The organism is Candidatus Blochmannia vicinus (assembly GCA_030020825.1).
GTDB lineage: Bacteria > Pseudomonadota > Gammaproteobacteria > Enterobacterales > Enterobacteriaceae > Blochmanniella > Blochmanniella vicinus_A.
Window position 1 is genome coordinate 251159 of the sequence record CP125213.1, and the last position, 26273, is coordinate 277431.

The window sequence follows — 26273 nt, forward strand, 5'->3', positions numbered from 1 at the left end:
GTAATTAAAAATTAGGATCCCAATCTACAGTTACAGTGCGTATAACAAGATCAACATTTTTTATAACTCTCTTTATAAGAAAAGGAATAAGACAACTTTTAATTCCAGTAAATTTATTTTGATACATTTTTACTACTAAGACATCATTTGCTGTTGTTTCTATTATACTGATAATATTTCCTAAAAAAATTCCTTTTACTGTAATTACTGTGCATCCTATTAAATCTTTCCAATAATATTCATCAGTATTTAGATGAGGGAACTGTGTTTCATCTATAATCATTTCACAATGATTTAATAATTGAGCAGATTCCCTATTTGATATTTCTCGTATTTTGGCGATATAATGTTTTCCAAGTAATCTCCATTCATCTAAATAAATTGATTTCCATGTAGATTGGATTATAATGTAATACGGATTATAAAAAAATATATTGTCACTTTTTTCAGTAAAAGAGATGATTCGTATCCACCCTAATACACCATATGCACCTACAATCTTTCCTATTACTATAGGATTAGTAATAGGTAATGTTACTGTAATTTTTTTTTCATATGTCATATCGAATAATTATTCATAAATTTTTATTAATTTTAAAACACGTTTAGATGGACTTGCTCCTTTATGTAACCAATATTTTACTCGTTCTATACTTATATGTAGGTTTTTATTGTTTCCAAATTTAATTGGATTAAAGAATCCAATACGCTCAATAAAGCGACCATCACGTGCATTTCTACTATCAGTAACAACTATGTGATAAAAAGGAGCTTTTTTATACCCTCCTCGTGCTAATCTAATTCTTACCATAGATACATACCTGAATTGAAAATTAAAAGTAATCAGACTTGTGATATATGCATGAAACATAACTTATATATAACTTAGTATATAAGTTATGTTTAACCAATTGTAAATTTAGATGATATTTTGTTTTTTAATGTACGTATTACTCTAAATACTTCATTTTTATTTACTTTTTGTATTGTAATACGTATATGATTAAATTTATTTAGTAACTTATTAACGTCTTGTATATGTACTCCAGATCCATTAGCAATACGTTTTTTTCTAGATCCTTTAATTATACCTGGATTTAAACGTTCCTCAATGGTCATAGAGTTAATTATAGCTTCTATATGTGTAAATGCATTATCATGAGTATATGATTGAATATCATTTAATTTAGTTCCTAAATTAGAAGGTAGTTTACTTATTATCTTATTGATTCCTCCCATATTACGTATTTGTTTTATATAACCTAAAAAGTCACATAAATTAAAATCTGTATTATTTTTATCGATATATTTTTTTTCTTTAACCCATTCTACTTGATTTTCAATATCTTCGATTAATGAAAGTATATCACCCATTCCAAGTATACGCCCAGCTATTCTATAGGAATTAAAAGGCTCTAATTCGTCAATTTTTTCTCCTGTTCCTATAAATTTTATAGGTTTACCAGTAAGATATTTAATAGATAAAGCCACACCTCCACGTGCATCTCCATCTAATTTAGTTAGAATAATTCCGGTTAATGGTAAAGTTTTATTAAATACATTTATGCTATTAATAGCTACTTGTCCAATCATAGAATCTATAACGAATAAAGTTTCAACTGGATTAATAGTATTATGAATTTCAGATAGCTCCGAAAGTAAAGCAGAATTTGTATCTAAACAACCGGCAGTATCTATTAACAAGACATCATAAGATAATGATTTCGACGCGATAATAGCAGTTTTGGCGATATCAATTGGTTTATTGCTAGCATTATAATTTGAAAAAAAATTAATGTCTTCAGACCTTACTAATGCTTTTAGTTGTTGTATGCCAGCCGGTCTATATATATCAGTTGATACCACTAATATTTTTTTATTTTTTTTATTTTTTAAATATTTGGCAAGTTTTCCAACAGTGGTAGTTTTACCAGAACCTTGTAGACCCACTATTAATATTAGTGAAGGTACTTGAGTGTGTAAATTTAAGTCATGTGATCCTTCTCCCATAATTTTTACTAAAGAAGCGTGCATGATTTTAATTAATTCTTGACCTGGAGTTAAGTGTTTATTTATATTCTTTCCAATTATTCCTTCTTTAACTTTATTAATGAAACTGTGTACGACAGATAATGCAACGTCACCTTCTAGTAAAGAAACTTTAATCGTATTCAAAGTATCTTTAATATTTTTTTCTGTTAATCGTCCAGAACCAATAATATTACGTACTGATTGTGATATTTTTTTGGATAAGTTTTCAAACATTTCTTTTACTCAAATTAAAAGTAGATATTATAATAAATTCAACTATAAAATCATAATAAGTCATTATTAAACACAATTATTAATATTTCCATATTACTTAATAACAATTAAAATCAATAGTAATATCTATATAATTAATATTAAACTGTTATTTTTTGATGTGTGTAATATCAAAAATACTAAATAAATACACCCGAGAGGATTTGAACCTCCGATCTCTCGGTTCGTAGCCGAGTGCTCTGTCCAATTGAGCTACGGGTGCACTATTCCTAACAGTGAGGGAGGGATTCGAACCCTCGATACAGTGCAAAACTATATACTCCCTTAGCAGGGGAGTGCCTTCAGCCTCTCGGCCACCTCACCGAATATTTTTATTTGTTTTCTTCATTAATTTATTTTTATTTTTATGATCAAAAATTTTTTTGATACATTACGTTGTTTTTATATAATTTACAACTAAATTTTTGATCATAACATTACTATTTGTACAGAAAATTTATTTGAAAATAATAAACTTAGCACAAAGTTTGTTGTGATTTTTCAGCTTTAATACGTTGATAAATTTCTTCTCGGTGTATAGATATTTCTTTAGGAGCATTTACACCAATACGAACCTGGTTTCCTTTAATACCTAATACAGTTACCGTAATATCATCTCCAATGATAAGAGTTTCACCAACTCGTCGAGTTAGAATAAGCATCCTTTACTCCTTGAAAAATTAGAATAGCTGTAATTCTGAATGTTTTTACTGTTTTATAATATTTAACAACATGAAATAAGTATCTTTATATAATACTGTGATTGTGTTATAGATTCTTAGTATCCTGCTTTAATAATATATAAATAGTTTTGTTTTAAAACAATCTAAATATATTAGATAATTATTTATAGTATATTATGCAATAAGTAGTCTATTTTAGTAGAAATTTTGGACGTATTTATAATATTATTAATACCGACTTGAGCAAAATGAGGTTTTCCTCCACCTTTCCCACCAAGGGTATTTATAATTAAACGTACTAAATTTAAAGCATTTATGCGATTATTTTCTATTAAATCTTTAGTTACAGCTATTACTACGTTAATTTTATTGTTTTTACTAATATTAATAATAACAATCACTCCTGATTTTAGTTGACGTTTAAGATAATCTATTAAATTAGTCAACGGTTTTAGCATCATATTTTCAACTTGTTTTATTAAGACTTGCACATCTTTAATATAATAAATTTCCTTTATAAAAGATATACTTTCGTGTATAGCTTGTTTATTTCTTAAATGTTCTATTTCTTTTTCTAATTTTTGACAACGGGACCTGAATTCATGTATTTTACTTAAAATATGTTTATTATCACTTTGTGTCGATGAAAAAATATTTTGAAGTAATTTTTTGTATTGATGTATTACAGATAATGCCGCATTGTTAGTTACCGCTTCAATTCGTCTAATACCAGAAGCAATGCTAGATTCTTTAGTAATAACAAATACACCAATTTCTCCAGTACTTTTAGCATGAGTCCCCCCACATAATTCAGAGGAAAAATTTCCCATTCTTATAACACGCACTATTTTTTCATATTGCTTATTTATAAGCATCACAACTCCGCTATCTTTAGCTGTTTCTATTGGTAGCATGTCAGCCGTAATAGGAAAATTACTCCAAATTTGTTTATTTACGAGATTTTCTACTGTATTAATTTGTGCTGTTGTCATTGTTTCATGATGATAAAAATCAAAACGTAAATATTGATCATTTACTAATGATCCTTTTTGTATTATGTCTGATCCGAGAACTTGACATAATGCAGCGCGTAGTAAATGAGTAGCGGAATGATTGAAAGAAATATATTTCCTTTTATATTGATCTACCTGTGCAATTACTTCTTCTCCTATACTAATAACGCCACTGTTTACTGCCCCAAAATGACCTATTGTTTGTCCATATTTTTTAGTATTAGTAACTTGAAATAAACTAGATATAGTTTTCAATTGACCAGAATCTCCAACTTGTCCTCCAGATTCTCCATAAAAAGGAGTATTTTTTAAAATTACTATTCCTTCTTCTTCTGCATAAATTTTATTTACTGGCTTATTTATGCGAAATAATGCTATTATTTGAGTTCTGCAAGTAAATTCATGATATCCAACAAACGTATTTGATATATTGCAAAGTGATATATTTTTGCTAGTTATATAAAATTTATTTGATTCTTTCGCATGTTTTTTTTGTGTCAACATAGACTGATCAAATTTCATTTGATCTACGTGTACACCGCGTCTTAAACAAATATCTTTCGTTAATTCTAAAGGAAATCCATAAGTATCATATAAATGGAATGCTATTTCACCATTCAAAATATTTCCTTTTAATAGTGATAATTTTTTTTCTAATAGTTTTGAACCTTTTTTTAAGGTATCTTCAAACAATTTTTCCTCATTAAGTAATATTTTTTCTATAAAGTCTTTTTTTTCACATAATTTATCAGATAAATGTTGCATATGTTTAATAAGAGGAGGCACTAATTTATAAAAAAAAATATTCTTTGTACCTAATTTTTTCCCATGAAGAATAGCTCTACGAACAATACGGCGTAACACATAACCACGTCCTTCATTTGAAGGAAGAACTCCGTCTTGAATTAAAAACGAACATGTACGAATATGATCAGCTATTACATATAAAGATCTGTTAGTATTATCATCACTAACTTTAATAATTTGAGATATAGAAGATATCAATTTTTTAAATATATCAATGGAATAATTACTATGTACTCCCTGTAATACCGCGGCAATGCGTTCCAAACCCATTCCGGTATCTACTGATAACATAGGAAGTGATAATAGATTATTATTCGATTGACGATTAAATTGTATAAATACTAAATTCCAAATTTCAACATATCTTTCTCCAAATGCTTTTAAACTACCAGGGGGGCATCCTTGGAATTGATCTCCATGATCATAAAATATTTCGGAACAAGGCCCACACGGACCAATATTGCCCATCTGCCAAAAATTATCAGAATCGTAAAAATTATCTGTATTATTACCAATTCTAATGACATGTTCGTTGGGTATATCTATTTGTTTAATCCAAATATCATAAGATTCAGAATCACTAATATGTACTGTTACCCACAGTTTATTTTTAGATAAATTAAACCAGTTACTATCAGTTAATAACTCCCAAGCAAATTGGATAGCTTCATGTTTAAAATAATCTCCAAAACTAAAATTACCTAACATCTCAAAAAATGTTAGGTGTCGTTCAGTATATCCAACATTATCTAAATCGTTATGTTTTCCTCCGGCACGTACGCAACGTTGTGCAGTCGTAACACGCTTAAATAAGGGCTTATCAATGCCTAAAAATATATTTTTAAACTGATTCATCCCAGAATTAGTAAATAATAATGTTGGGTCATTATTAGGAATTAAAGTACTGCTAGCAACAATTTCATGTCCTTTTTTTTTAAAAAAATTAAGAAATTCCTGACGAATATTATCAATATTTTTATGCATATAGATTCCATCACGAAATGAAAATTCCATATATTTGATTATATATCAAATATTATAAACAATTTTAAAAAAGATAAAAATCAAAATTGCAGAATATTATTTATTTTGAATATATATAATACAGTTAAATGTTACTTGTAGAAAAACTTATTAAGTATCATCAAGGAGCAATAATGTATTATTTACAGATATGTCTTAAAAATAAAAAGTATAAAATACTGATGTATATCATATACATTTACAATGTAGCAGCTATTTAAGTAGGTCATAAAATTTTGTTTAAAAGTAATTTATAAGATGTATCTAAAATTAGTTAATTGATAGCATCTCTTGTTTATGTCCATAATATAAATATATTATTATTGAACATGTATATTACTAATAAATATAAATAATTTAACAAATTTGGAATTATGTATTTATTAGACACAATCTGGGCTTCTAATATCAATCATTAAGTAATTGTATTTTAAATTATTTTTATAACTTAGTATAATTATAAATTAAATTTTTACAACAAAATTATATCATATATTGAAATATGTATGTGCATTATTCATACTATATAATAAATAAAAGTATATTAAAACCAATTATTCATTTTTATTATAGTAAAAGTTAATACAATTGTAATTTTAAACCTATTAAAATGTATTTGCTATTTAAAATTATAAGAAATTTAACATTCAGATTAGAATACGTGATTAATATTTTATTTTAATAAAATATATGCATATATATACTATATTTATATTTAATTAATATAATTTAAAGTTTAATTTAAACATATAGGTACATATATTTGCGCAATTAACAATTTTAATCAATTATTAAAATTTCAACATTAAAATATAATTAAATTAATTTAGAAGATGAAATAATTATTATTTTTTATAAATGTACGTTTTTATATGTTCGTTGTTAAAATTTTTATGTCTAATTAGAATTATATTATCTACTGTTTCAGATAATATAAAGGATCTACTGATTTTCCTTTATATCTGATTTCAAAATGCAATTTTATTTCGTTAGTACCACTGTAGCCCATAGTAGCTATCTTATCTCCCATTTTAACCTGTTGCTGCTCTCTTACTAATATTGTATCATTATGCGCATAAGCAGTAAGATAATTATTATCGTGTTTAATAATAATTAAATTACCATATCCTTTCAATGTATCACCAGCGTATACTACTTTTCCATTAGCAGTAGCTAATATAGGTTGACCTAACATTCCAGATATATCAATTCCTTTATTGCCTCTTTCAGAATTAGAAAATGCATTGATTACGATTCCATTTGTCGGCCAATACCAATTCTTAACTGCTACTAATTCTGATTTTTTTAAGCGAGAGGGCGCATGATGAGGTATATTCTCTATGTTAGAAGGATTATATTTGTTTGTCTGTAAAAATAATAATTGCTTTTTAATAAAAAATAATATTTTTTTTAAAATACTACTACTGTGATGAAAATTTACAAAAAAATTTTTTGATGATTTTTCAAAAGATGAAAATGTTGTATTATGGGGTACTTTTATTATTTGACCTACTTTCAATTGATTTATATCTTTAATATTATTTATTGTTGACAGATTTGAGCAGTTGCTTCCTGTAATCCAAGCGATGTAAAATAAAGTATCGCCAGCTTTTACCGTATATGTAGACTCATGATAAGAACTATAATTTATATTATTATATTTATGAGCCCTAGTAGTAGACATTTTCTGTTGATACCATGAACTTTTCTCTTTACCTTGGAATGAAGAAATGTTAGTATCAGAACCTATAGAATGGGACATAGGTTCACGATGATATCTGTTGTGGATGTTATTGTTGTTTGAGCATCCTTCTAGAAACAAAAAAATTATTATCATATAAATTATTAATATATTTTTGTCTAGCATAGTAACTATACTGAACTCCTTTGATTTCCACTTATTTTCTGTTGATAATTTACTAATTTAAATAGATTATAAGTAGAATATATATATTTGATACTAATATTAAATTTCAAATAATACATATTTTAATATCAAAAATAATTTACAGATGTGTAGCATAGATGTATGTATTTATTATATATCAAATATAAGGTTATTGATTCTTTTAATAAATTGGTGAATTGATGGACGCTATTATTGTTATCTTGTAGACTTATATTATTAATTTAATTGAAATTAATAATAACTGTGTTATTATACTAATATGTTTATCTATATAAAATAAATAGCTCATATAAATATATGTCTTAGCTATACATATAAAGATATATCAATTATCATAATAAATATTAACGTGTCAATAACGTTACTGCTACACACGCGATGCCTTCAGAGCGCCCAATATAACCCAGTCTATCAGTAGTAGTAGCTTTTATGTTGATGTTAGTTACTGGACAATTTAGATCTTTAGAAATATGATAACGCATCTGATAAATATACGTATTTATCTTTGGAATTTGCAAGATTACAGTGATATCTATATTTCCCAATAAATACCCGTGTGTGATAATTTTATTCCAAGAAGTTCTTAATAATTTTCGGCTATCTATATTATTATATTTAGAATCAGTATCTGGAAACATTGATCCAATATCTCCATAACAAGCAGCTCCTAATAAAGAATCGATTAATGCATGTATTAATACATCACCATCAGAATGTGCTGCTATTTTTTGTGTATAAGGAATATTTACCCCTCCAATAATGAGCGGCCGAAATCCTCCAAATTGATGCACATCAAACCCATAACCAATACGTAACATATTTTATAAATCCTGTTAAGTTTTATTATTTAATTCAGATAAATAAAATTTAGCCAATTTTAAATCATTTTGATAAGTAACTTTGATATTGTCTGAACGACCTTGTATCAAAATAGATGTATACCCACAATATTCTAGAGCTGATGCTTCATCAGTAATAATAACTCTATTTTTTAAAGCTTTTTTAAGACAACTTTTTAAAAGATTATAATTAAATAACTGTGGAGTTAAAGCATGCCATAGATTATTACGATCTAGAGTATATCTTACAAAATTAGTGCCGCAATAAGTTTGTTTAATAGTATTACAGATTGGTATTGCTAAAATTCCACCTACTTGAGAAAATTTTGTAATTTCAAATAACCGGAATAGATCTTCAGGATGCAGGCAAGGCCGTACTGCATCATGTACGATTACCCAAATTGATTTTTTTACATGTTGCAGGCCAGCCATCACTGAATCAGCTCGAGTTTTTCCTCCAATAACTACACTGATTCTAGGATCGCAAGCAATAGATAATTTTTTAAACCAACGATCTTGAGCGTTAATTACTACTATGCAACGACGAATACACGATTGATATAATAAAGTGCTAATTGAATGCTCAAGTAAAGTTTTATCACCTATTGTACAATATTGTTTCGGTAATATACTGTTCATACGTTTCCCAGTACCTGCTGCTGGAAGAATAGCTGTAATATCTGGAAAATTATTTTTAACACGTTTAATAAAGCATGCCATATACACCAATTTCGTTAAACTATTATCAATGTTTATTGAAATTAATATTGTTGTGATTACAATTTTATTTGATAAAAGGTTTCGTCAATCTTAATCATACCAAGATTATATCTTGATCGTTCTTCAACAGCTTCATATCCATGGAGTAAATCATAAATTTCATATAATAATTGATTATTGCGAAGTCTCATTTGGGCAATGTCATTAATGTTTTCATATAGTTTAATTTTATTATGCATGTTGATTAAATCATAAATGCCATTTTTACCTAACCAAAGTGAATATTGTAGCCAAGCAAGTAACGTCAATAATAGACAACTTAATTTATTCATGTTTATGCTACCTACCAATTTATTATATTTCAGTATCAATTGGATTTATCATATAAGCAACTTATTTTATTTGATAATAAATAAAAAATTTATGAAAGTAAGTAGGTAATTATAATTTTTATTAAATGTATAATACACAGTCGTTCAAACTGAAGATGATACACATGAAAATAAACTAATTCAAAAATTATTGTAAATTATTTTCATTTATTATAATAAATATTTTTATAAAAATTAATTTTTATTTATTATCAAAGAAAATAATTCCTATTAAAACAAATAATATTTTTGAAACATATCATTTTATTTATTATAGAGATTTGATTATTATAAAACTGTTAAGTATATGAATTTGTTTTATATCATCTAAGATGATGAATTTATTTTAAATAAAGATTCAAGGAACGATGATTGTAATATTTGGTTAATTAATTCTGTTATCGATTTTTGTCCATTTAAATATATATGTGGTTTTTTTGGTTTTTCATATGGAGAACTTACGCCAGTAAAATTTTCTATTTTTCCAGATCTAGCTTTTTTATATAAACCTTTTGGATCACGATTTTCGCAAATATGTAAAGGAGTATCAACAAATATCTCAATAAAATGATTAATAGGAAACATATTACGTATCATTTGACGATCATAATGATAGGGAGAAATAAAAGTAGCTAATACTACTATTCCAGCATCAACCATTAATCGCGCTGTTTCTCCTACTCGACGTATATTCTCATGTCGGTCATGATCACTAAATCCTAAATCGCGACATAGTCCATGTCGCGTATTATCCCCATCTAATATGTATGTGCTGATATTTTTATTATGTAATTTTTTTTCTAAAACATTAGCTAAAATTGATTTTCCAGATCCTGACAATCCTGTAAACCATAATAATATAGCACGATGTTTATGTAAAAATTCACGATCTTGTTGTTTTATATAAAACGTATTCCAAAAAACATTTCTATTGGAAAAATAATCGATATTTTTATTAGTCATAATATAAGTATGGTTATGATAAATCTTTAATATTCCAATGAGGAAAATGAAGACGAATGAATGCATGTAATGCTAATTCAAATTCGCTATAATCATTTTTATCTTTAGACTTATAATATTTTATAGGGACTCGGACCATTCCGGCTCCTACGGTTTCGTTAGTCAATAAATCAATAAATATCATGCTTCCGGTTGTTGGATAGTAAGAATACTGGTCTAATAATAATGGTTCATCAAATGATAATTTGACCAATCCAATACCATTAATCGGTATTGATTTCGTTTTTTGGAATTGTAACGTATCTACATCTACTTGATATTCTATATTACTTATTTGTGCTTTTATAATTTTAGTAGTAGTCTTAATATTAAAATATTGGTTTTCTTGTAATTCTTCCTTTTTCATCCATACTACATCTACTAATGCATACCATACAGGAGTAATAGTTGTATGAGCATCTATTATCATATCACCCCTGCTAATATCAAGGTCATCTTCTAAAGTTATAGTAATTGCTTCTCCAGTTTGAGCATATTTTTGATCTTTATTAAAAGTAATAATACGTTTAATACTAGAAGTAGTGTTTGATGGAAAAATATTAACATGTTGTCCAGTATACATACTGCCAGAAGCAATAGTACCAGAGTAACCCCTAAAATCTGAATTATGACGATTTACATATTGTATTGGGAAGCGTAATTCTTTTTTTTCAAAACAATAAGAACGATTAATATTAATATCTTCTAGTATCTCCAATAAAGTAGAGCCTTTATACCACTTCATGTTTGTTGATAATGTTGTAATATTATCTCCATCTAAAGCAGATATTGGAATAAATTTAGTAGTTATATCAGTAAATAATGGTTTAGAAAATTCTAAATATTCTTTACTAATCTTTTGAAATATCTCTTGATTGTAATCTATTAAATCCATTTTATTAATTGCTACTATTATATATCGGATACCTAAAAGTACGCTTATAAACCAATGCCTTTTAGTTTGCCTCTGTATTCCTTTACGTGCGTCAACTAATAAAATAGCCAATTCACTGGTAGAGGCACCAGTAACCATATTTTTTGTATATTCTGCATGTCCTGGAGTATCAGCGATGATAAATTTACGTTTTTTAGTAAAGAAATAACGATATGCAACATCTATGGTAATACCTTGCGCACGTTCTGATTGTAATCCATCTACTAACAACGCTAAATCCAATTTATTTTTCTGAGTACCAATTTTTTTACTATCCATATGAAGAATAGATAATTGATCATCATAAATTTGATATGAATCATATAACAATCGTCCTATCAAAGTACTTTTCCCATCATCTACGTTCCCGCATGTGAGAAAACGTAACAACGTTTTATATTGTTGCGCATATAAGTAATTTTCAATTCCTCCATAATTAACAATTTCTTGTTCTATGGTGCTAATCATAATGGTTCCTTAGAAATAACCTTGACGTTTTTTAATTTCCATAGATCCGGATTGATCAAAATCAATAATTCGTCCTTGCCGCTCACTATTTTTAGATATTAACATTTCTTCAATTATCTTAGGTAATGTTTCTGCTTTAGATTCTATTGCACCAGTTAATGGCCAGCATCCCAATGTACGAAATCGTACCATGCGTTCTTCTATAATTTCTCCAGGCTTAAGGTTAATACGTTCGTCATTTACCATAATTAAATTCCTATCTCTGTATATCACAGGACGATTTTTAGCTAAATATAATGGTACTATTTCAATCTTTTCTAAGAAAATATATTGCCAAATATCTAATTCTGTCCAATTAGACAATGGAAATGCTCTAATACTTTCTCCTTTATTAATTTTCCCATTATAATTATACCATAGTTCTGGACGTTGATTCCTAGGATTCCAGCAATGAAATTTATCTCGAAATGAATAAATTCGTTCTTTAGATCTAATCTTCTCTTCATCACGACGGGCGCCACCAAAAGCTGCATCAAATCCATATTTATTTAATGCTTGTTTAAGTCCTTCTGTTTTCATAATATCTGTATATTTAGCACTGCCATGAATAAATGGATTTATCCCCATAGATATACCTTTTAAATTTTTATGAACTAATAATTCAAATCCATAAGATTTAACAGTATTATCGCGAAATATATACATTTCATGAAATTTCCAACCAGTATCTATGTGCAATAAGGGAAAAGGTAATATACTAGGATAGAACGCTTTTCTTGCTAAATGTAACATTACTGAAGAATCCTTTCCGATGGAATACAACATGACTGGTTTATGGAATTCAGCTACTACCTCACGAATAATATAGATACTTTCTGACTCTAATTTATTCAAATAAGTAATATATTTTCTGTTTTGTATCATAATTACCCTTTTAATTTACATCAAATTAATAATTGAATTAATCGGATAGAAATGCAGTGTTTTTTTTCCAAACCAATCTATTTTATTATGTAATGATACAACATTTCCAATAACCAACAAAGCGGGCTGATCAGCCATTTTTGCTAATTTTTCTAATTCAATTAAAGTACCAATTAAAATTTTTTGATCCCTATATGTTCCTCGGCTAATTATGGCTACTGGAGTATGTGTATTTCGTCCATGAATGATTAAATTATTGCTAATATTTATGGCATTCAGTTTACCCATATAAATAACTAACGTCTGTTTATTATTTGATAAAGTATTCCAATTAAATTGACTATTGTCATTTATATTATGACCTGTAATAAAGATGACACTATGAGCATATTTTCTATGAGTTAACGGAATGCCAGCATAAGCTGGAACACCAATACCTGCTGTGATGCCAGGGACTACTTGAAAAGAAATACCTGCTTCTGATACTGTTTGTAATTCTTCTCCTCCACGACCAAAAATAAACGGATCACCTCCTTTAAGCCTAACAACTTTTTTTCCTTGTTGTGCTAATTGCACCATAAATCGATTAAGTTTGTTTTGAGAAATTGAATGATTTCCCGCACATTTCCCAACATAAATTTTATCGGCATCTCGTCGAACTAAATCTAATACATCTGAACTTACCAAATGATCATATAGTACTACATCTGCTTGCTGCATTACTTGCAACCCTCTAATAGTTAACAATCCTACATCTCCAGGGCCTGCACCTACCAAAATTACACTACCTTTTTTATGATTATTATTACTAATATTTTTAAGAGTAAATTTAAAAGCTTTATTAGCTTCTTCGAAGTGATTTTGTTCAACTAAGTTAGCAATGTGACCATTATAAAATATTTTTTCCCAGAATCGGCGCCTACATACTGTATCAACAATATGCTGTCTTACTTGATTACGCCATGATCCAGCTAATTTTGCTATAAAGCCAAGAGACTTTGGTAATAATGCTTCAAGTTTTTCACGTAAAATACGTACTAATATAGGTGCTTTTCCACAGGAAGAAATTCCTATTAAAATAGGATCCCGATCGATAATAGCAGGGAAAATACATGAACATTTATTCTTATCGTCCACAGTATTTATTAAAATATGTCGTTCCTCAGCATTTTGGTATATTAAAGCATTTAACTTAGCGTCATTGGTTGCTACAATTACTAAGATTACTTTATTTAACATTGTAGGATGAAATTTTTTTTTGATCCAATTGATATTTTGTGTAAATAAAAATTTTCTTAACTCTGGACAAAGAGTTGGCGCTATTATTGTAATAATAGCGCCAACTCTTTGTAGTATTTGTATTTTTCGCGCAGCGACACTACCCCCTCCAACAACCAAAACTGGCCTATTTTTGAGATTAATAAATAATGGTAAGTACTCCACGGAATTATATTTATATTCAGATATAATAAATTATTAATTAATTTTTAATATTATGTATTTTATTATATTAAAAATTAATAGAAATTATAAATATTAAAATATTTTATATATATAAATAACATTTTTGCATATACAGTATATTCAATTTTGAGGTTAATCCTTAATATTTATAAATAATACACAACTAACATATTTTAATAATTACTCATTTTTTGTAAATAACTATTGTTAGTAACAATATATTTTTATTCAAATACTTACTATTCAATTACAATTGAAGTATATCATATAAATGATTTATGTGAAAATTAATTTTAATCAATAATATGTAAACCACATTCACGCTGTAATCCAAAAAAACGTGTTTCTTCTTCTTTCATACCAGGCTGCCATTTTATACTAGTGTGCACATCTCCTATTGATACATATCCTTGTTGCCATAATGGATGATATTCTAAAGAGTGGGTTTTCATATATCTATAAATCTGAGAAGTATCCCAGTCAATAATGGGTAAAAATTTAAAAATTCCATTTTGAATAGTGATTATTGGCAATTTTTTACGGCTATTTGATTGATTACGTCGTAAACCTGCAAACCATGTTTTTACTTTAAGCGTGTTTAGAGCACGTTGCATCGGTTCAACTTTATTAATATTATTATATTGTTTAATACCATTTATACCTTGTTCCCATAATTTACCATATCGTGCTTCTTGCCATGCTGCAGATTGCTTTGGAGAAAATACATGTAAATTTAATTGCATTTTTTCTGTTAGTTGATCTATAAATCGATATGTTTCTGGAAATAAATAGCCGGTATCAATCAAAATAATCGGGATATTAGGATAATAATAAGTAGTCAAATGCAAACTGACTGATGATTGAATACCAAAACTTGAAGATAATATTGCCTGATTAGGTAAATGTTCTAGAGCCCATTTAAACCTGTCTTCTGTCGTTAAAGATTCTAAATGTTGATTTATTTTACTTAATATCAATTTTTGTTCATTTATATTGAATGAGCTAAATTTTGTAAAAGTCCAGCAATGATTAATAATATTTAATAATTTATTCATAAAAATCTTTTTCAGAATTTACGACAGCATTGACTATCCCGGATCTTACAACATAATCACCATAAGATTCTTGATTAATTCTTTCTCTCGCCCAATGTTTAATAGTCATATCAAGTATATTTAAGATATTTGTTTCTGTAATATTTTCTTTATACAATCGAGGAATACGCGTGCCGATATTATTACCCCCTAAGTAAAGATTATAACGTCCGATCGATCTTCCTGTTAATCCAATTTCTGATAACATTGCACGAGCGCAACCGTTTGGACAACCCGTCACTCTTAAAACAATAGCATCTTTTTCTAATTTATACTTTGACATAATATTTTCTATTTTAGTAATGAAATCGGGTAAAAATCGTTCTGCTTCTGCCATCGCTAAAGGACAAGTAGGAAGTGCTACACATGCCATAGATGCTTGTCGTTGGGGGGTAATATCATCATTTGTCATGTTATATTTTTTCAATATATTTTCAATCAGTAATTTACTATCTTTAGATATTCCAGAAATAATTAAATTTTGATTTGCAGTTAATCTAAAAGACCCGGAATGTACTCGTGCAACTTCTGATATTCCGTGTTTTAATAACTTTTTAGGACCATTATCTAATATTCTTCCATTTTCTATAAATAAAGTAAAATGCCAATTTCCATCAATACCTTGTACCCATCCCAATCGGTCTCCTCTATTTGTAAAGATATAAGGATGAATTGGGTGAAATTTTATTCCAGAACGACGTTCGACTTCTGATTTAAATACAGCTACTCCAACTCGAGCTAAAGTATATTTAGTTTTCGCATGTTTTCGATTAGATCTATTTCCCCAATCTCTTTGTGTTGTAACCACTGCTTCCGTAATCTTTAAAATATCTTTCGTAACAATGTACCCAAATTCACTAGCTTTACGAGGATATGTAGTCATATCTCCGTAAGTCATCGCTAATCCTCCGCCAACTAATACATTAAAACCGATTATTTTCTCAGTGTTATTACTTTTAATAGCAATAAAACTAAGATCATTGGCATGAACATCCACATCATTCATTGGTGGTATCGCAATCGCTATTTTAAATTTACGAGGTAAATAAGTAGCACTTAAAATTGGTTCAGAATCTGTAGATTCTGTTTTTTTTTCATCTAACCAAATTTCTGCATATGCTCGAGATTTTGGTAATAAATGCTCAGAAATGCTTTTAGCTAATTCCCATACTTGATAGTGTAATGTTGATTCCATTGGATTAGCTGTACATATTACATTACGATTCACATCCCCTGCAGTAGCTATAGAATCTAATCCTAATTTATGTAACAAATGATGTAAACTTTTTAAGTTTGGTTTCAACAAACCGTGCAATTGAAAAGTTTGTCTAGTAGTAAGACGGATTGTTCCATATAAAGTATATTTTTTTGAAAAATCATCAACAGATAACCATTGTTTTGGAGTGATTACACCACCCGGTAAACGACAACGTAACATCATATTAATTAGTGGTTCTAATTTTTGATTTGCTCTCTCTGTACGCACGTCTCGATCATCTTGTTGATACATTCCATGAAATTTGATTAATTGCGTATTTTCTGCACTAAAACCTCCAGTCAAGCTGTTATCTAAATTTTGAGCAATAGTGCCCCTTAAGAAGTTACTTGCTTGTTTTATTCGCTCATTATCGGATAATGACATTGTATTATTATTACTACGTTTTGTATTCATTAGTAAATATCTCTTTTATAACGCTGTTGTATTCGCATTTCATCCCAAAATTCATTTGCTTTGTCCAAATTCATACCTCCATGTTGGGAGGTTAACATAACTAAAGTTTTATCTACATCTTTAGCCATATATTTGGCATTACCGCACACATATATATGAGCTCCTTCTTGGATCCACGACCAAACTTCAGCGCCATTTTTTAATAATTTATTTTGTACATAAATTTTATAATCTTGATCTCTAGACCAAGCTGTATCAATTTTAGTCAATACCCCACTTTTGAAATAACTTTGCCACTCAATTTGGTAAATAAAATCATCAATAAATCTCGAATTTCCAAAAAATAACCAGTTTTTTCCTAATGCTCCATCTGCAGCACGTTGTTGCATAAAAGCACGAAACGGAGCAATACCTGTTCCTGCTCCAATCATAATTATTGGAACATTAGAATCTTTTGGTAATCTAAAATTATCATTAGGTTCAATAAAAATACGTATTTTATCATTTTCTTGTATACGATCTATTAAATAACTGCTGGCACCACCTGTTCTAAATCGTTCATTTATTTTATAACGTATTGCGCTTACTGTGATGTGCACTTCTTCTCCTACTTCTATTTGAGCAGAAGCAATAGAATAGAATCGAGGTTGCATAGGTCGTAACATTTGTAATAATTCTTGAGCGTTTATTTTCACTGATACATGATGCATCATTTCAATAATAGGCGTAGTTAAAATGAATGTATTTAATTTTCCTTGATCGCTAAATAAATCCAGTAATATTTTATTTTGAGTAATAGTAGCTATATTTTTTACAACAATTGTAGAATTATGTGTTAATTCATAGTGATTTTTTAATGCTTCATTAAGAGATATTAGTTTTCCTCTAATTTGTATTTCTTCAGTCCCTTTTAAATCTAATAATTCTAATAGCTCATCAATAAGATTAGGATCATTTTCATACCATACTCCCAATGAATCTCCTGGTTGATAACATACATTAGAGTCAGTAATATCTATTTCTAAATGGTGAATATCTTTAAGTGAATTACGACTAGTAACTTTTTGTCGTGTTGATAAATAAGCAATTAACGGATGTTTTTTATTATAAATAGTATGATTTACTTGTGTAATGTTATGAACTTTATTAATTTGATTGAATATAGAAGTATCCGTTATCTTTTTTTTTAATAAAAAGACTATTTTTTTTCTCCATATATTGGCTTCTTCTTTGAAATCGATGTCGACGTCGACCCGATCACATAATCGATGTGCTCCAAGCTCTTCTAAGCGACAATCAAAATCTTTTCCAGCTTTGGCAAAATATTCATAAGATCGATCTCCAAAACTAAACACAGCAAAATGAGTATTTTCCATTCTAGTTGCTTTATTAGAAAACAAATATTTGTGTAATGCAATTGCTTCTTCTGGGGGCTCTCCCTCTCCATATGTAGAAGTGATAATAATTAATAATGTTTCTTTAGCAATTTTTTTGAATTTATAGTCTCTAGCATTAAATAATACGACATCTAAATTAATTGCATCAATATCATCACGTAATTGTTCAGCTAATTGACGTGCATTACCAGTTTGAGAGGCAGATATAAGAGTAATTTTTTTGTTAGGAACAGAATTTTCAATTTTAGTTTTTTCAGAAACGTCAATGATCTTATCAGATTGTATAGCATTTATTAATCCCCACAAATATCCAGATATCCAAATTAATTGAGAATTAGACAAAGTGACAAAAATTGACTGAATGTCATTTAATTGTTCTGAAGTTAATGGTGTTATCTTGTTATGTGCAATTTTTTTCATCATTAAATCAAAAAATTAATTTTTAATGCTTATAAAAAAGCAAAGATTTGTTTATTATTATCAATATATATATCTAAATAATTTAGTGTTATTAAAGTTAGATGAGACAGATATACTAAATCTAAATGGATAAGTTAAATTTATCCAAATTTTTAATCTAATCAATAAATACCAATTTAAAATTATTTGTTGTGATTTTTGAAAACACTATAAGCCCGAGATAATACAAATTATATATTATATTCTTATCATTGCTATGATAGTACAATAAGTAGTACTTTAAAATAGTTTATATATTTATTTGCTATAAATATATATTAAAAAGTAATAGTACTACCATGACTACATATACACATATCTGTACGTTGTATACACCATTTACTTAATTTAATCAGTATCATTAAAATTAGCTATTTTTATATTTAACATTCTATTATTAATTAATATGAAATTATATTCTCGTTATTTAATTTTTATATAATAAATATAACTTGATTAAGTATTACGTATTTTCAGATGTACTTAATTACATATCAGAATATGTGTATGTATTTTATGTTATTAAACCCACGTAGTACTCCTTTTTTACTTAAACTTTCTTCTATGCGAATAAGCTGATTATATTTAGCTACACGCTCAGAGCAGCGAACAGGTCCAGTTTTTATCTGACCTGCATCAGTACCCACTGCTATATCAGCAATACTAGTATCTTCAGTTTCTCCAGAACGATGTGAAATAATTGTAGCGTACCCTGCTTTTTTAGCCGTTCTAATGGTATATAGTGTTTCTGTTAATGATCCTATTTGATTACATTTAATTAAAATAGAATTTGCAATGTTTTGATTAATACCTACTTGTAATAGATTTACATTAGTTGCAAATAAGTCATCTCCTACTAATTGAATTTTATCTCCAAGAAATTTAGTTTGATAAGCAAATCCATCCCAATCATGTTCACTTTGTCCATCTTCAATAGAAACTATTGAATATTTTTGTACTAATGATGATAAATAATGAGTCAATTCTTTAGAGGTAAATAATTTTTTTTCACTTTTTATATTATATTTGGCAGTTACTCTATCAAATAATTCAGATGCAGCACAATCTATTGCTAATACAATGTCTTTTCCTAAGATATAATTGGATTGTTCAATAGACTCTTTTATCAATTCTAGAGTGGTAATATGAGAATTGATATCAGGAGCATATCCGCCTTCATCGCCTAATTGCGTAGATAGTCCTTCATTCTTTAGTATTGTCCCTAAAATATGTGATATTTTAGATCCCATTTGAATTGCTTCTTTAATTGTTTTCGCGCCAACTGGAATTATCATAAATTCTTGAATATCTAAGTTATTAGCAGCGTGCTTACCGCCATTAATAATATTCATCATGGGGAGTGGTATAGAAAATTTATTTGTTGGCATGTCATATAAATCAGCAATGTGTTGATATAATGGGATATTTTTAAATACTGAAGCTGTTTTTGCAATTGCTAAAGAAACACTTAAGATAGCATTAGCTCCAAATTTTGATTTATTATTAGTGCCATCTAGATCAATCATGATGTTATCAATAACATGTTGTTGTGTTACATCTATGCCTTTTAATACTTTATTAATGGGTCCATTTATAGCATTAACTGCTTTTGTTACTCCTTTTCCGAAGAATCGATTTTTATCATTATCTCGCAGCTCTACAGCCTCTTTGGAACCAACAGATGCTCCAGATGGTACTGATGCTAATCTAGAACCACTTTTAATATATACTTCAGCTTCCACTGTTGGATTACCACGAGAATCGATAACTTCACGTCCAACAATATTTAAAATTTTAGGCATATATATTTCCTTTATAAAGTAATCTTAATTTTTAATTACTAACTATAAATATAGTACCATAAACATTGATTCATATACACTAAATTAATTTATTATGACGATGTTTATATTCCATTGCAGCTCTTATAAAATCTATAAATAAAGGATGGCCCTCGCGAGGTGTAGAATTAAATTCAGGATGAAATTGACTACCTATAAACCATGGATGTTTTGAGTATTCAATTACTTCTACCAAATGATTATTTCCAGAAAATCCAACACAAGTTAATCCAGCATGTTTGATATTTTTTAATAACATATTATTCACTTCGTAACGATGTCGATGACGTTCTAATATAGTGCTTTTCCCATATATTTGATATGTTAAACTTCCTTTAATTAAATAACATACTTGATTTCCTAAACGCATAGTACCACCTAAATTAGTATTATTATACGTCATCATAGTACCGTTTTCATCTTTGCATTCATTTATTAAAGCTATTACTGGGCATTTACAATTAGTTATAAATTCTGTAGAATTGGCGTCCGGCATTCCAGCAACATGCCTAGCAAATTCGATTAATGCTACTTGCATACCTAAACAAATCCCAAAATATGGTATATTGTTTTCTCTAGCATATTGTACGGATAAAATTTTCCCTTCTACTCCACGATAACCGAATCCCCCAGGCACTAGAATTGCATCTAATCCCTTCAAAGTTTTTTCTATACCTAACTTTTCTACTTCCTGGGAGTTAATAAGATGAATATTAACAATAAACCGGTTTTTTATTCCAGCATGTTTTAACGCTTCTGTTATTGACTTGTAAGCATCTGCTAATTCAATATATTTACCTACTATACCGACAGTAACTTCTCCTATTGGATGTTCTTGATAATAAATTACTTCTTCCCAATCTGATAAATTTGCTTCAGGACAATTTAAATTAAAACGTTTACAAATATAATCATCTAATCCTTGTGATTTTAGCAAAGCAGGTATTTTATAAATTGAATCTACATCCTGAAGAGAAATGATTGCTTGTTTAGGTACATTACAAAACAAAGAAATTTTTTTTCGTTCACTATTACTGATTACTCTATCAGATCTACAAATTAAAATATCAGGTTGAATACCTATAGAAAGTAATTCTTTTACTGAATGTTGTGTAGGCTTTGTTTTTAGTTCTCCAGATGCTGTAATAAAAGGTACTAATGTTAGATGTATACACAGAGTTTTCTCTTTGTTTACTTCTATTACCATTTGCCTAATAGCTTCTAAAAAGGGTAATGATTCGATATCACCTACTGTTCCTCCTATTTCCACTAATAAAACATCATACTCAACAGAAGCACCTGCTATAATCCATTTTTTTATGGTATCAGTAACATGAGGAATAATCTGTATAGTAGCACCTAAGTAATCACCACGACGTTCTTTTCGCAAAATATCGGCATAAATTTTACCAGCAGTAAAATTATTATGATGTCTCATCTTAGTACGGATAAAGCGCTCATAATGTCCTAAATCTAAATCGGTCTCTGCTCCATCTTCAGTAATAAATACTTCACCATGTTGCACAGGACTAATCGTACCAGGGTCTACATTAATGTAAGGATCTAGTTTCATTATAGTTACACGAAGACCACGTGCTTCTAAAACCGCAGCTAACGAAGCTGTAGCAATACCTTTACCTAAAGATGATACCACCCCTCCAGTGACAAAAATATAATTAATTTTCACATATTAATCCAATTATATATACATATAATTTTTATGATTTAAATTTTATTATAAATTATAGCGGATTATTTAGTGAAATATGAAATTTTTTGATATACTTATTTTTACTTCTGGAACATAAATTCCAATTATTTTCGAATATTATTTAAATTTTAATAGTGAATGATTTAAGGTTAATCAACATTTGATTTTTAAATCACCTACTAATATTATTAGTGCAATAATCGCGTGTATTTATTTTCATAGCACAACAATAGTATATAGTTATACTATATACTAGTATTAACTTTTTATTTTTATTATGGCTTGTATTATACAGAAAATGATATATATATTATTTTATTAATATAATTAGTATTGCATTCTATAATTATAGAAAATAAAACATATTTCTTATTTATAGAGTGAGTTATTACTTATGTTATGTATTTCATGTACTAAACGATGCGCCACAACTGCAAGTAGTTTTAGCGTTTGGATTAATTACAACAAATCTAGACCCTTCTAGCCCTTCATAATAATCTATAATACCTCCAAATAAATACTGCAAACTTACAGGATCGATCACTACAGTAATACCATTGTTTTCTATAACATAATCATCACTAGATCTTTTTTCATCTAAAGTAAATCCATATTGAAATCCACTACAACCTCCTCCTATAATATACACGCGTAATTTTAAATTTGAATTATTTGTTGTTTTATTTTTAATTAAAAACCTTATCTTGTTAGCTGCAAAATCAGTTAATTGTACAGGAAATGTTGCATTACTGTTCATAATTATCAGCCTTTTACATTATATAGTGTTATAATTAATCTTTTAATAATAAGTTGGTCAACTATATAAAATTCTTTATTTTTGTTAAAAATATTTAAATCAACAATATTGATTTGCAATATAGTATAAAAAATTACATAAACTAAAATTTATATAATTAAGTTGTTATTATTACAATAATATTGTAATACAACAAACAATAAATAATGTTTTATTCATAAATAAAGTTATTTAATTTATTCGGTTAAATCATGAGTATTTTGATTTGCTATAATATTATTTGTTGATTTTTGATGGTATGAAATTATGTTTGTTTGATTGGATGATTGATATAACAATTGCTGATCAGTTGTCCATATTGGTAATACCTGATAACAGGTATTTTTGCTATCATGTAAGATAAAGTTACCACGATTATCTACAGGTACGTGTTTAATACCACTAGGTGGTATTAAAGATAAGGGTGTTGGTTTTTTATGTTCCAAATAAAGACTATATAGAGTTAATGCCCCATTCGTACCTGTTAATTTAGTCTCTCCATTGTTGTCGCGTCCTATCCAAATTACAGTTACTTCCTTGCCATCAATTCCAACAAACCAACTATCACGAAGATCATTAGTAGTACCAGTTTTAGCAGCCAACTGTGAATAAGGAAATTTTACAGATAAAACATAAGAAGTTCCTTGTGCTACTACTTGTTGCATTGCATATAATATCAAATAAGCTGCTTGAGGAAAAATAACACGCTCTGTTTTAGGAAAATATTGATATAACATCGTATTTTCTTCATTCATAACATAACGAACAGACGATAAGGAAGAAAATTGACCACCATTAGCAATAGTTTGAAATTCTTGTGCAACTTCTATAGGTGTCAAACTGATAGATCCTAAAAGGATTGATGGAAAAGAAGAAATTAAATCAGGTGAAATACCCAGTTTTATTAAAATGTTAGAAACAGCGTCTAACCCTATTGTCATTCCTAAATTAACAGTAGGTATATTGAGAGATTTAATAAATGCATCAATGAGTGTAACTTTGCCCCTAAATTTTCGATCATAATTTTTAGGGGACCAAATCACTCCATTAGGTTGTTTTAAAGTAATGGGTTCATCAGCAATCCATGTGTTAAGGTGATATTTATTAGGATTACTCAAAGCTGCTAAATAAGTTGCTGGTTTTGCTAATGAACCAATGGAACGACGAGCATACATAGCGCGATTAAATCCATAAAAATGTGGTTCAGATCCTCCTACCATAGCACGTACCTTCCCGCTAAATCGATCTACTACAACTATGGCTCCTTCTAAATCTTTTATCTTATAAAAATGTCTTAGATTATGAATACCTAATTCCATTGCTTTTTCTGCTGATTTTTGGGAAATAGGATCTAATGTCGTAAATATCTTTATTCCAGAAAAATCATTAATTTGATCAATATTTTGTATCTCTTCGTTTACCATTTGTGCAAAAGCAGGGCTTAATATTAATACTTCTTCTTTTGATTGTATTCCTAAAGGACGTGCGCTAAGAATAGTATATAACTTTTTGTCAATAATATTTCTATGTGCTAATAGTTTTAGTATTAAATTTCGACGTTCTAACGTTATCTGTGGATTTTTCCAAGGATTATATAAAGATGCTCCTTTTATCATTCCAACTAACATTGCTTGTTGATCCAAACTTAATTCATTTACTGGTCTACCAAAATAATAAAAACTAGCTAAAGGAAATCCACGAATCTGATCATTTCTATTTTGACCAAAATATATTTCATTTAAATATAATTCAAGAATGTGATCTTTACTATATCGATGATCAACAATTAAAGCCATATAGGCCTCATTAAATTTACGCCATAATGATCGGGTATTGTTCAAAAATAAATTTTTTACTAGTTGCTGCGTTAGAGTACTTCCACCTTGTACAGTGCGCCCAGAAATAATATTAGCTATAAAAGCACGACCAATAGAAGATATTTTAATGCCATCATGTCGATAAAAATAACGATCCTCAATGGCCAATAGCATATCTATTAGCATGTCTGGAAATTCAGATCTTGGTAAGAGTAACCTTTGTTGTCCATTAGGAGCATATATAATAGAGATGATTTTGGGATCAAATCGAAATAATCCAAAATTATTTTTTGTATCTTGGTTATAAATGCGTAATAATTTCTCTTGATTAAAAAAAAAGGATGCATGTATTTCTCCTTCTTCTCCGCTTGGAAAATTAAAAGGTCTACGAAATAATTCAATTTCATTATTATGTACGACAAACTCCCCTGAATGAGTAATTTTAGACACTTGACGGTACTGTAATGATTCCAATAAATGAATTATATCACTTTTATTGTATGATATATTAGGTTCTACATTAATCATACGACTATAAACAACAGTAGGTAATTGCCAGACTTTTCCGTTAATCCGATTTTGAATTGTCTTATCTAAAAACATTCCATATCCTGCAATCAGGACAATAATAAACGCAAAAATGCATATTATAATATATAAAAAATGTAGAGTTCGTTGCACAATAATTAAATAACACTTATATGGTAATCGATCTATAAAAATTATAGTTTTTAATGCACATTATGAGAAGAAAGTAAGTTAATTATCAATTGATTATTTTATACTGCTTTTGTTATTATATGTATAAACGTTACGTAATGTTTATACATATTTATTTATGTTTGATTAATAGTATTTAAGATACTATGATCAATTTACAGTAATTTATACATTTTTTAAATAAGAATTTGTGTATTTGATTATTAATTTTTAGTAATTAATAAACAGAAATAGACATATTAAATAAAACATGATAACTACAAAAAAATTATCTTAAATAATAATTCATGCCTAAATTTTTTAAT

17 protein-coding genes, 2 tRNA genes and 3 pseudogenes are annotated in these 26273 nt (G+C 28.1%); all 22 read right to left on the reverse strand.

The genetic code is table 11. The features are described 5' to 3' along the window. Positions 1–4: 4 nt before the first annotated feature. Positions 5–562 (reverse strand): ribosome maturation factor RimM, encoded by a 558-nt coding sequence (gene rimM / locus QMA81_01150; protein WHL24925.1) that lies wholly within the window; start codon positions 560–562, stop codon positions 5–7. A 9-nt stretch (positions 563–571) separates the two neighbouring features. Next, complete coding sequence (gene rpsP / locus QMA81_01155; protein ID WHL24926.1) at positions 572–811, reverse strand: 30S ribosomal protein S16; 240 nt, start codon at positions 809–811, stop codon at positions 572–574. Between the two features lie 92 nt (positions 812–903). After that, positions 904–2265, reverse strand: coding sequence for a signal recognition particle protein (gene ffh / locus QMA81_01160; protein WHL24927.1), 1362 nt, complete (start codon positions 2263–2265; stop codon positions 904–906). Between the two features lie 188 nt (positions 2266–2453). Then, positions 2454–2527, reverse strand: a tRNA-Arg gene (locus tag QMA81_01165). A gap of 11 nt (positions 2528–2538) precedes the next feature. Then, a tRNA-Ser gene (locus QMA81_01170) sits at positions 2539–2628 on the reverse strand. Positions 2629–2780: 152 nt separating this feature from the next. Next, positions 2781–2966, reverse strand: a complete 186-nt coding sequence (gene csrA / locus QMA81_01175; GenBank protein WHL24928.1) for a carbon storage regulator CsrA — start codon at positions 2964–2966, stop codon at positions 2781–2783. A gap of 185 nt (positions 2967–3151) precedes the next feature. Then, a complete protein-coding gene (gene alaS / locus QMA81_01180) occupies positions 3152–5791 on the reverse strand; it encodes an alanine--tRNA ligase (GenBank protein WHL24929.1) in 2640 nt (879 codons plus the stop codon). A 955-nt stretch (positions 5792–6746) separates the two neighbouring features. Beyond that, positions 6747–7697: a peptidoglycan DD-metalloendopeptidase family protein gene (locus QMA81_01185; GenBank protein WHL24930.1), complete on the reverse strand. Its 951-nt coding sequence runs from the start codon at positions 7695–7697 to the stop codon at positions 6747–6749. A gap of 386 nt (positions 7698–8083) precedes the next feature. Next, positions 8084–8557: a 2-C-methyl-D-erythritol 2,4-cyclodiphosphate synthase gene (gene ispF, locus QMA81_01190; protein ID WHL24931.1), complete on the reverse strand. Its 474-nt coding sequence runs from the start codon at positions 8555–8557 to the stop codon at positions 8084–8086. Between the two features lie 15 nt (positions 8558–8572). Then, the gene (gene ispD / locus QMA81_01195; GenBank protein WHL24932.1) at positions 8573–9298 is read right to left on the reverse strand and encodes a 2-C-methyl-D-erythritol 4-phosphate cytidylyltransferase; all 726 of its coding nucleotides are present in this window, start codon (positions 9296–9298) and stop codon (positions 8573–8575) included. Between the two features lie 56 nt (positions 9299–9354). Further along, positions 9355–9630 (reverse strand): septum formation initiator family protein, encoded by a 276-nt coding sequence (locus QMA81_01200; GenBank protein ID WHL24933.1) that lies wholly within the window; start codon positions 9628–9630, stop codon positions 9355–9357. 366 nt (positions 9631–9996) lie between these two features. After that, on the reverse strand, positions 9997–10632 hold the full coding sequence (gene cysC / locus QMA81_01205; GenBank protein ID WHL24934.1) for an adenylyl-sulfate kinase: 636 nt from the start codon (positions 10630–10632) through the stop codon (positions 9997–9999). 13 nt (positions 10633–10645) lie between these two features. Then, complete coding sequence (gene cysN / locus QMA81_01210) at positions 10646–12073, reverse strand: sulfate adenylyltransferase subunit CysN (protein WHL24935.1); 1428 nt, start codon at positions 12071–12073, stop codon at positions 10646–10648. A 9-nt stretch (positions 12074–12082) separates the two neighbouring features. Then, on the reverse strand, positions 12083–12997 hold the full coding sequence (gene cysD / locus QMA81_01215) for a sulfate adenylyltransferase subunit CysD (protein ID WHL24936.1): 915 nt from the start codon (positions 12995–12997) through the stop codon (positions 12083–12085). Positions 12998–13012: 15 nt separating this feature from the next. Continuing rightward, positions 13013–14440 (reverse strand): annotated as a pseudogene (gene cysG, locus QMA81_01220) (siroheme synthase CysG). A gap of 314 nt (positions 14441–14754) precedes the next feature. Then, entirely contained in the window at positions 14755–15516 is a 762-nt protein-coding gene (locus QMA81_01225; GenBank protein WHL24937.1) for a phosphoadenylyl-sulfate reductase, read from the reverse strand. Continuing rightward, on the reverse strand, positions 15509–17227 hold the full coding sequence (gene cysI / locus QMA81_01230; GenBank protein ID WHL24938.1) for an assimilatory sulfite reductase (NADPH) hemoprotein subunit: 1719 nt from the start codon (positions 17225–17227) through the stop codon (positions 15509–15511). The genes QMA81_01225 and cysI overlap by 8 nt, the downstream gene beginning before the upstream one ends. Further along, on the reverse strand, positions 17227–19047 hold the full coding sequence (gene cysJ / locus QMA81_01235) for an NADPH-dependent assimilatory sulfite reductase flavoprotein subunit (GenBank protein WHL24939.1): 1821 nt from the start codon (positions 19045–19047) through the stop codon (positions 17227–17229). Before cysJ ends, cysI begins: the two co-directional genes overlap by 1 nt. 530 nt (positions 19048–19577) lie before the next feature. Then, positions 19578–20885 carry a phosphopyruvate hydratase gene (gene eno / locus QMA81_01240; GenBank protein WHL24940.1) on the reverse strand — a complete coding sequence of 436 codons (1308 nt, stop codon included), beginning with the start codon at positions 20883–20885 and terminating at the stop codon, positions 19578–19580. A gap of 79 nt (positions 20886–20964) precedes the next feature. Further along, a pseudogene (locus QMA81_01245) lies at positions 20965–22611 on the reverse strand (CTP synthase). A gap of 430 nt (positions 22612–23041) precedes the next feature. After that, positions 23042–23392 carry an iron-sulfur cluster insertion protein ErpA gene (gene erpA, locus QMA81_01250; GenBank protein WHL24941.1) on the reverse strand — a complete coding sequence of 117 codons (351 nt, stop codon included), beginning with the start codon at positions 23390–23392 and terminating at the stop codon, positions 23042–23044. Between the two features lie 236 nt (positions 23393–23628). Continuing rightward, positions 23629–25908, reverse strand: a pseudogene (gene mrcB / locus QMA81_01255) (bifunctional glycosyl transferase/transpeptidase). Positions 25909–26273 lie beyond the last annotated feature (365 nt).

Excerpts from the sequence above, each read along its gene's own strand:
- rimM (WHL24925.1), bottom strand. The coding sequence starts at position 562 with ATGACATATGAAAAAAAAATTACAGTAACATTACCTATTACTAATCCT.
- rpsP (WHL24926.1), bottom strand. The coding sequence starts at position 811 with ATGGTAAGAATTAGATTAGCACGAGGAGGGTATAAAAAAGCTCCTTTT.
- ffh (WHL24927.1), bottom strand. The coding sequence starts at position 2,265 with ATGTTTGAAAACTTATCCAAAAAAATATCACAATCAGTACGTAATATT.
- csrA (WHL24928.1), bottom strand. The coding sequence starts at position 2,966 with ATGCTTATTCTAACTCGACGAGTTGGTGAAACTCTTATCATTGGAGAT.
- alaS (WHL24929.1), bottom strand. The coding sequence starts at position 5,791 with ATGCATAAAAATATTGATAATATTCGTCAGGAATTTCTTAATTTTTTT.
- QMA81_01185 (WHL24930.1), bottom strand. The coding sequence starts at position 7,697 with ATGCTAGACAAAAATATATTAATAATTTATATGATAATAATTTTTTTG.
- ispF (WHL24931.1), bottom strand. The coding sequence starts at position 8,557 with ATGTTACGTATTGGTTATGGGTTTGATGTGCATCAATTTGGAGGATTT.
- ispD (WHL24932.1), bottom strand. The coding sequence starts at position 9,298 with ATGGCATGCTTTATTAAACGTGTTAAAAATAATTTTCCAGATATTACA.
- QMA81_01200 (WHL24933.1), bottom strand. The coding sequence starts at position 9,630 with ATGAATAAATTAAGTTGTCTATTATTGACGTTACTTGCTTGGCTACAA.
- cysC (WHL24934.1), bottom strand. The coding sequence starts at position 10,632 with ATGACTAATAAAAATATCGATTATTTTTCCAATAGAAATGTTTTTTGG.
- cysN (WHL24935.1), bottom strand. The coding sequence starts at position 12,073 with ATGATTAGCACCATAGAACAAGAAATTGTTAATTATGGAGGAATTGAA.
- cysD (WHL24936.1), bottom strand. The coding sequence starts at position 12,997 with ATGATACAAAACAGAAAATATATTACTTATTTGAATAAATTAGAGTCA.
- QMA81_01225 (WHL24937.1), bottom strand. The coding sequence starts at position 15,516 with ATGAATAAATTATTAAATATTATTAATCATTGCTGGACTTTTACAAAA.
- cysI (WHL24938.1), bottom strand. The coding sequence starts at position 17,227 with ATGAATACAAAACGTAGTAATAATAATACAATGTCATTATCCGATAAT.
- cysJ (WHL24939.1), bottom strand. The coding sequence starts at position 19,047 with ATGATGAAAAAAATTGCACATAACAAGATAACACCATTAACTTCAGAA.
- eno (WHL24940.1), bottom strand. The coding sequence starts at position 20,885 with ATGCCTAAAATTTTAAATATTGTTGGACGTGAAGTTATCGATTCTCGT.
- erpA (WHL24941.1), bottom strand. The coding sequence starts at position 23,392 with ATGAACAGTAATGCAACATTTCCTGTACAATTAACTGATTTTGCAGCT.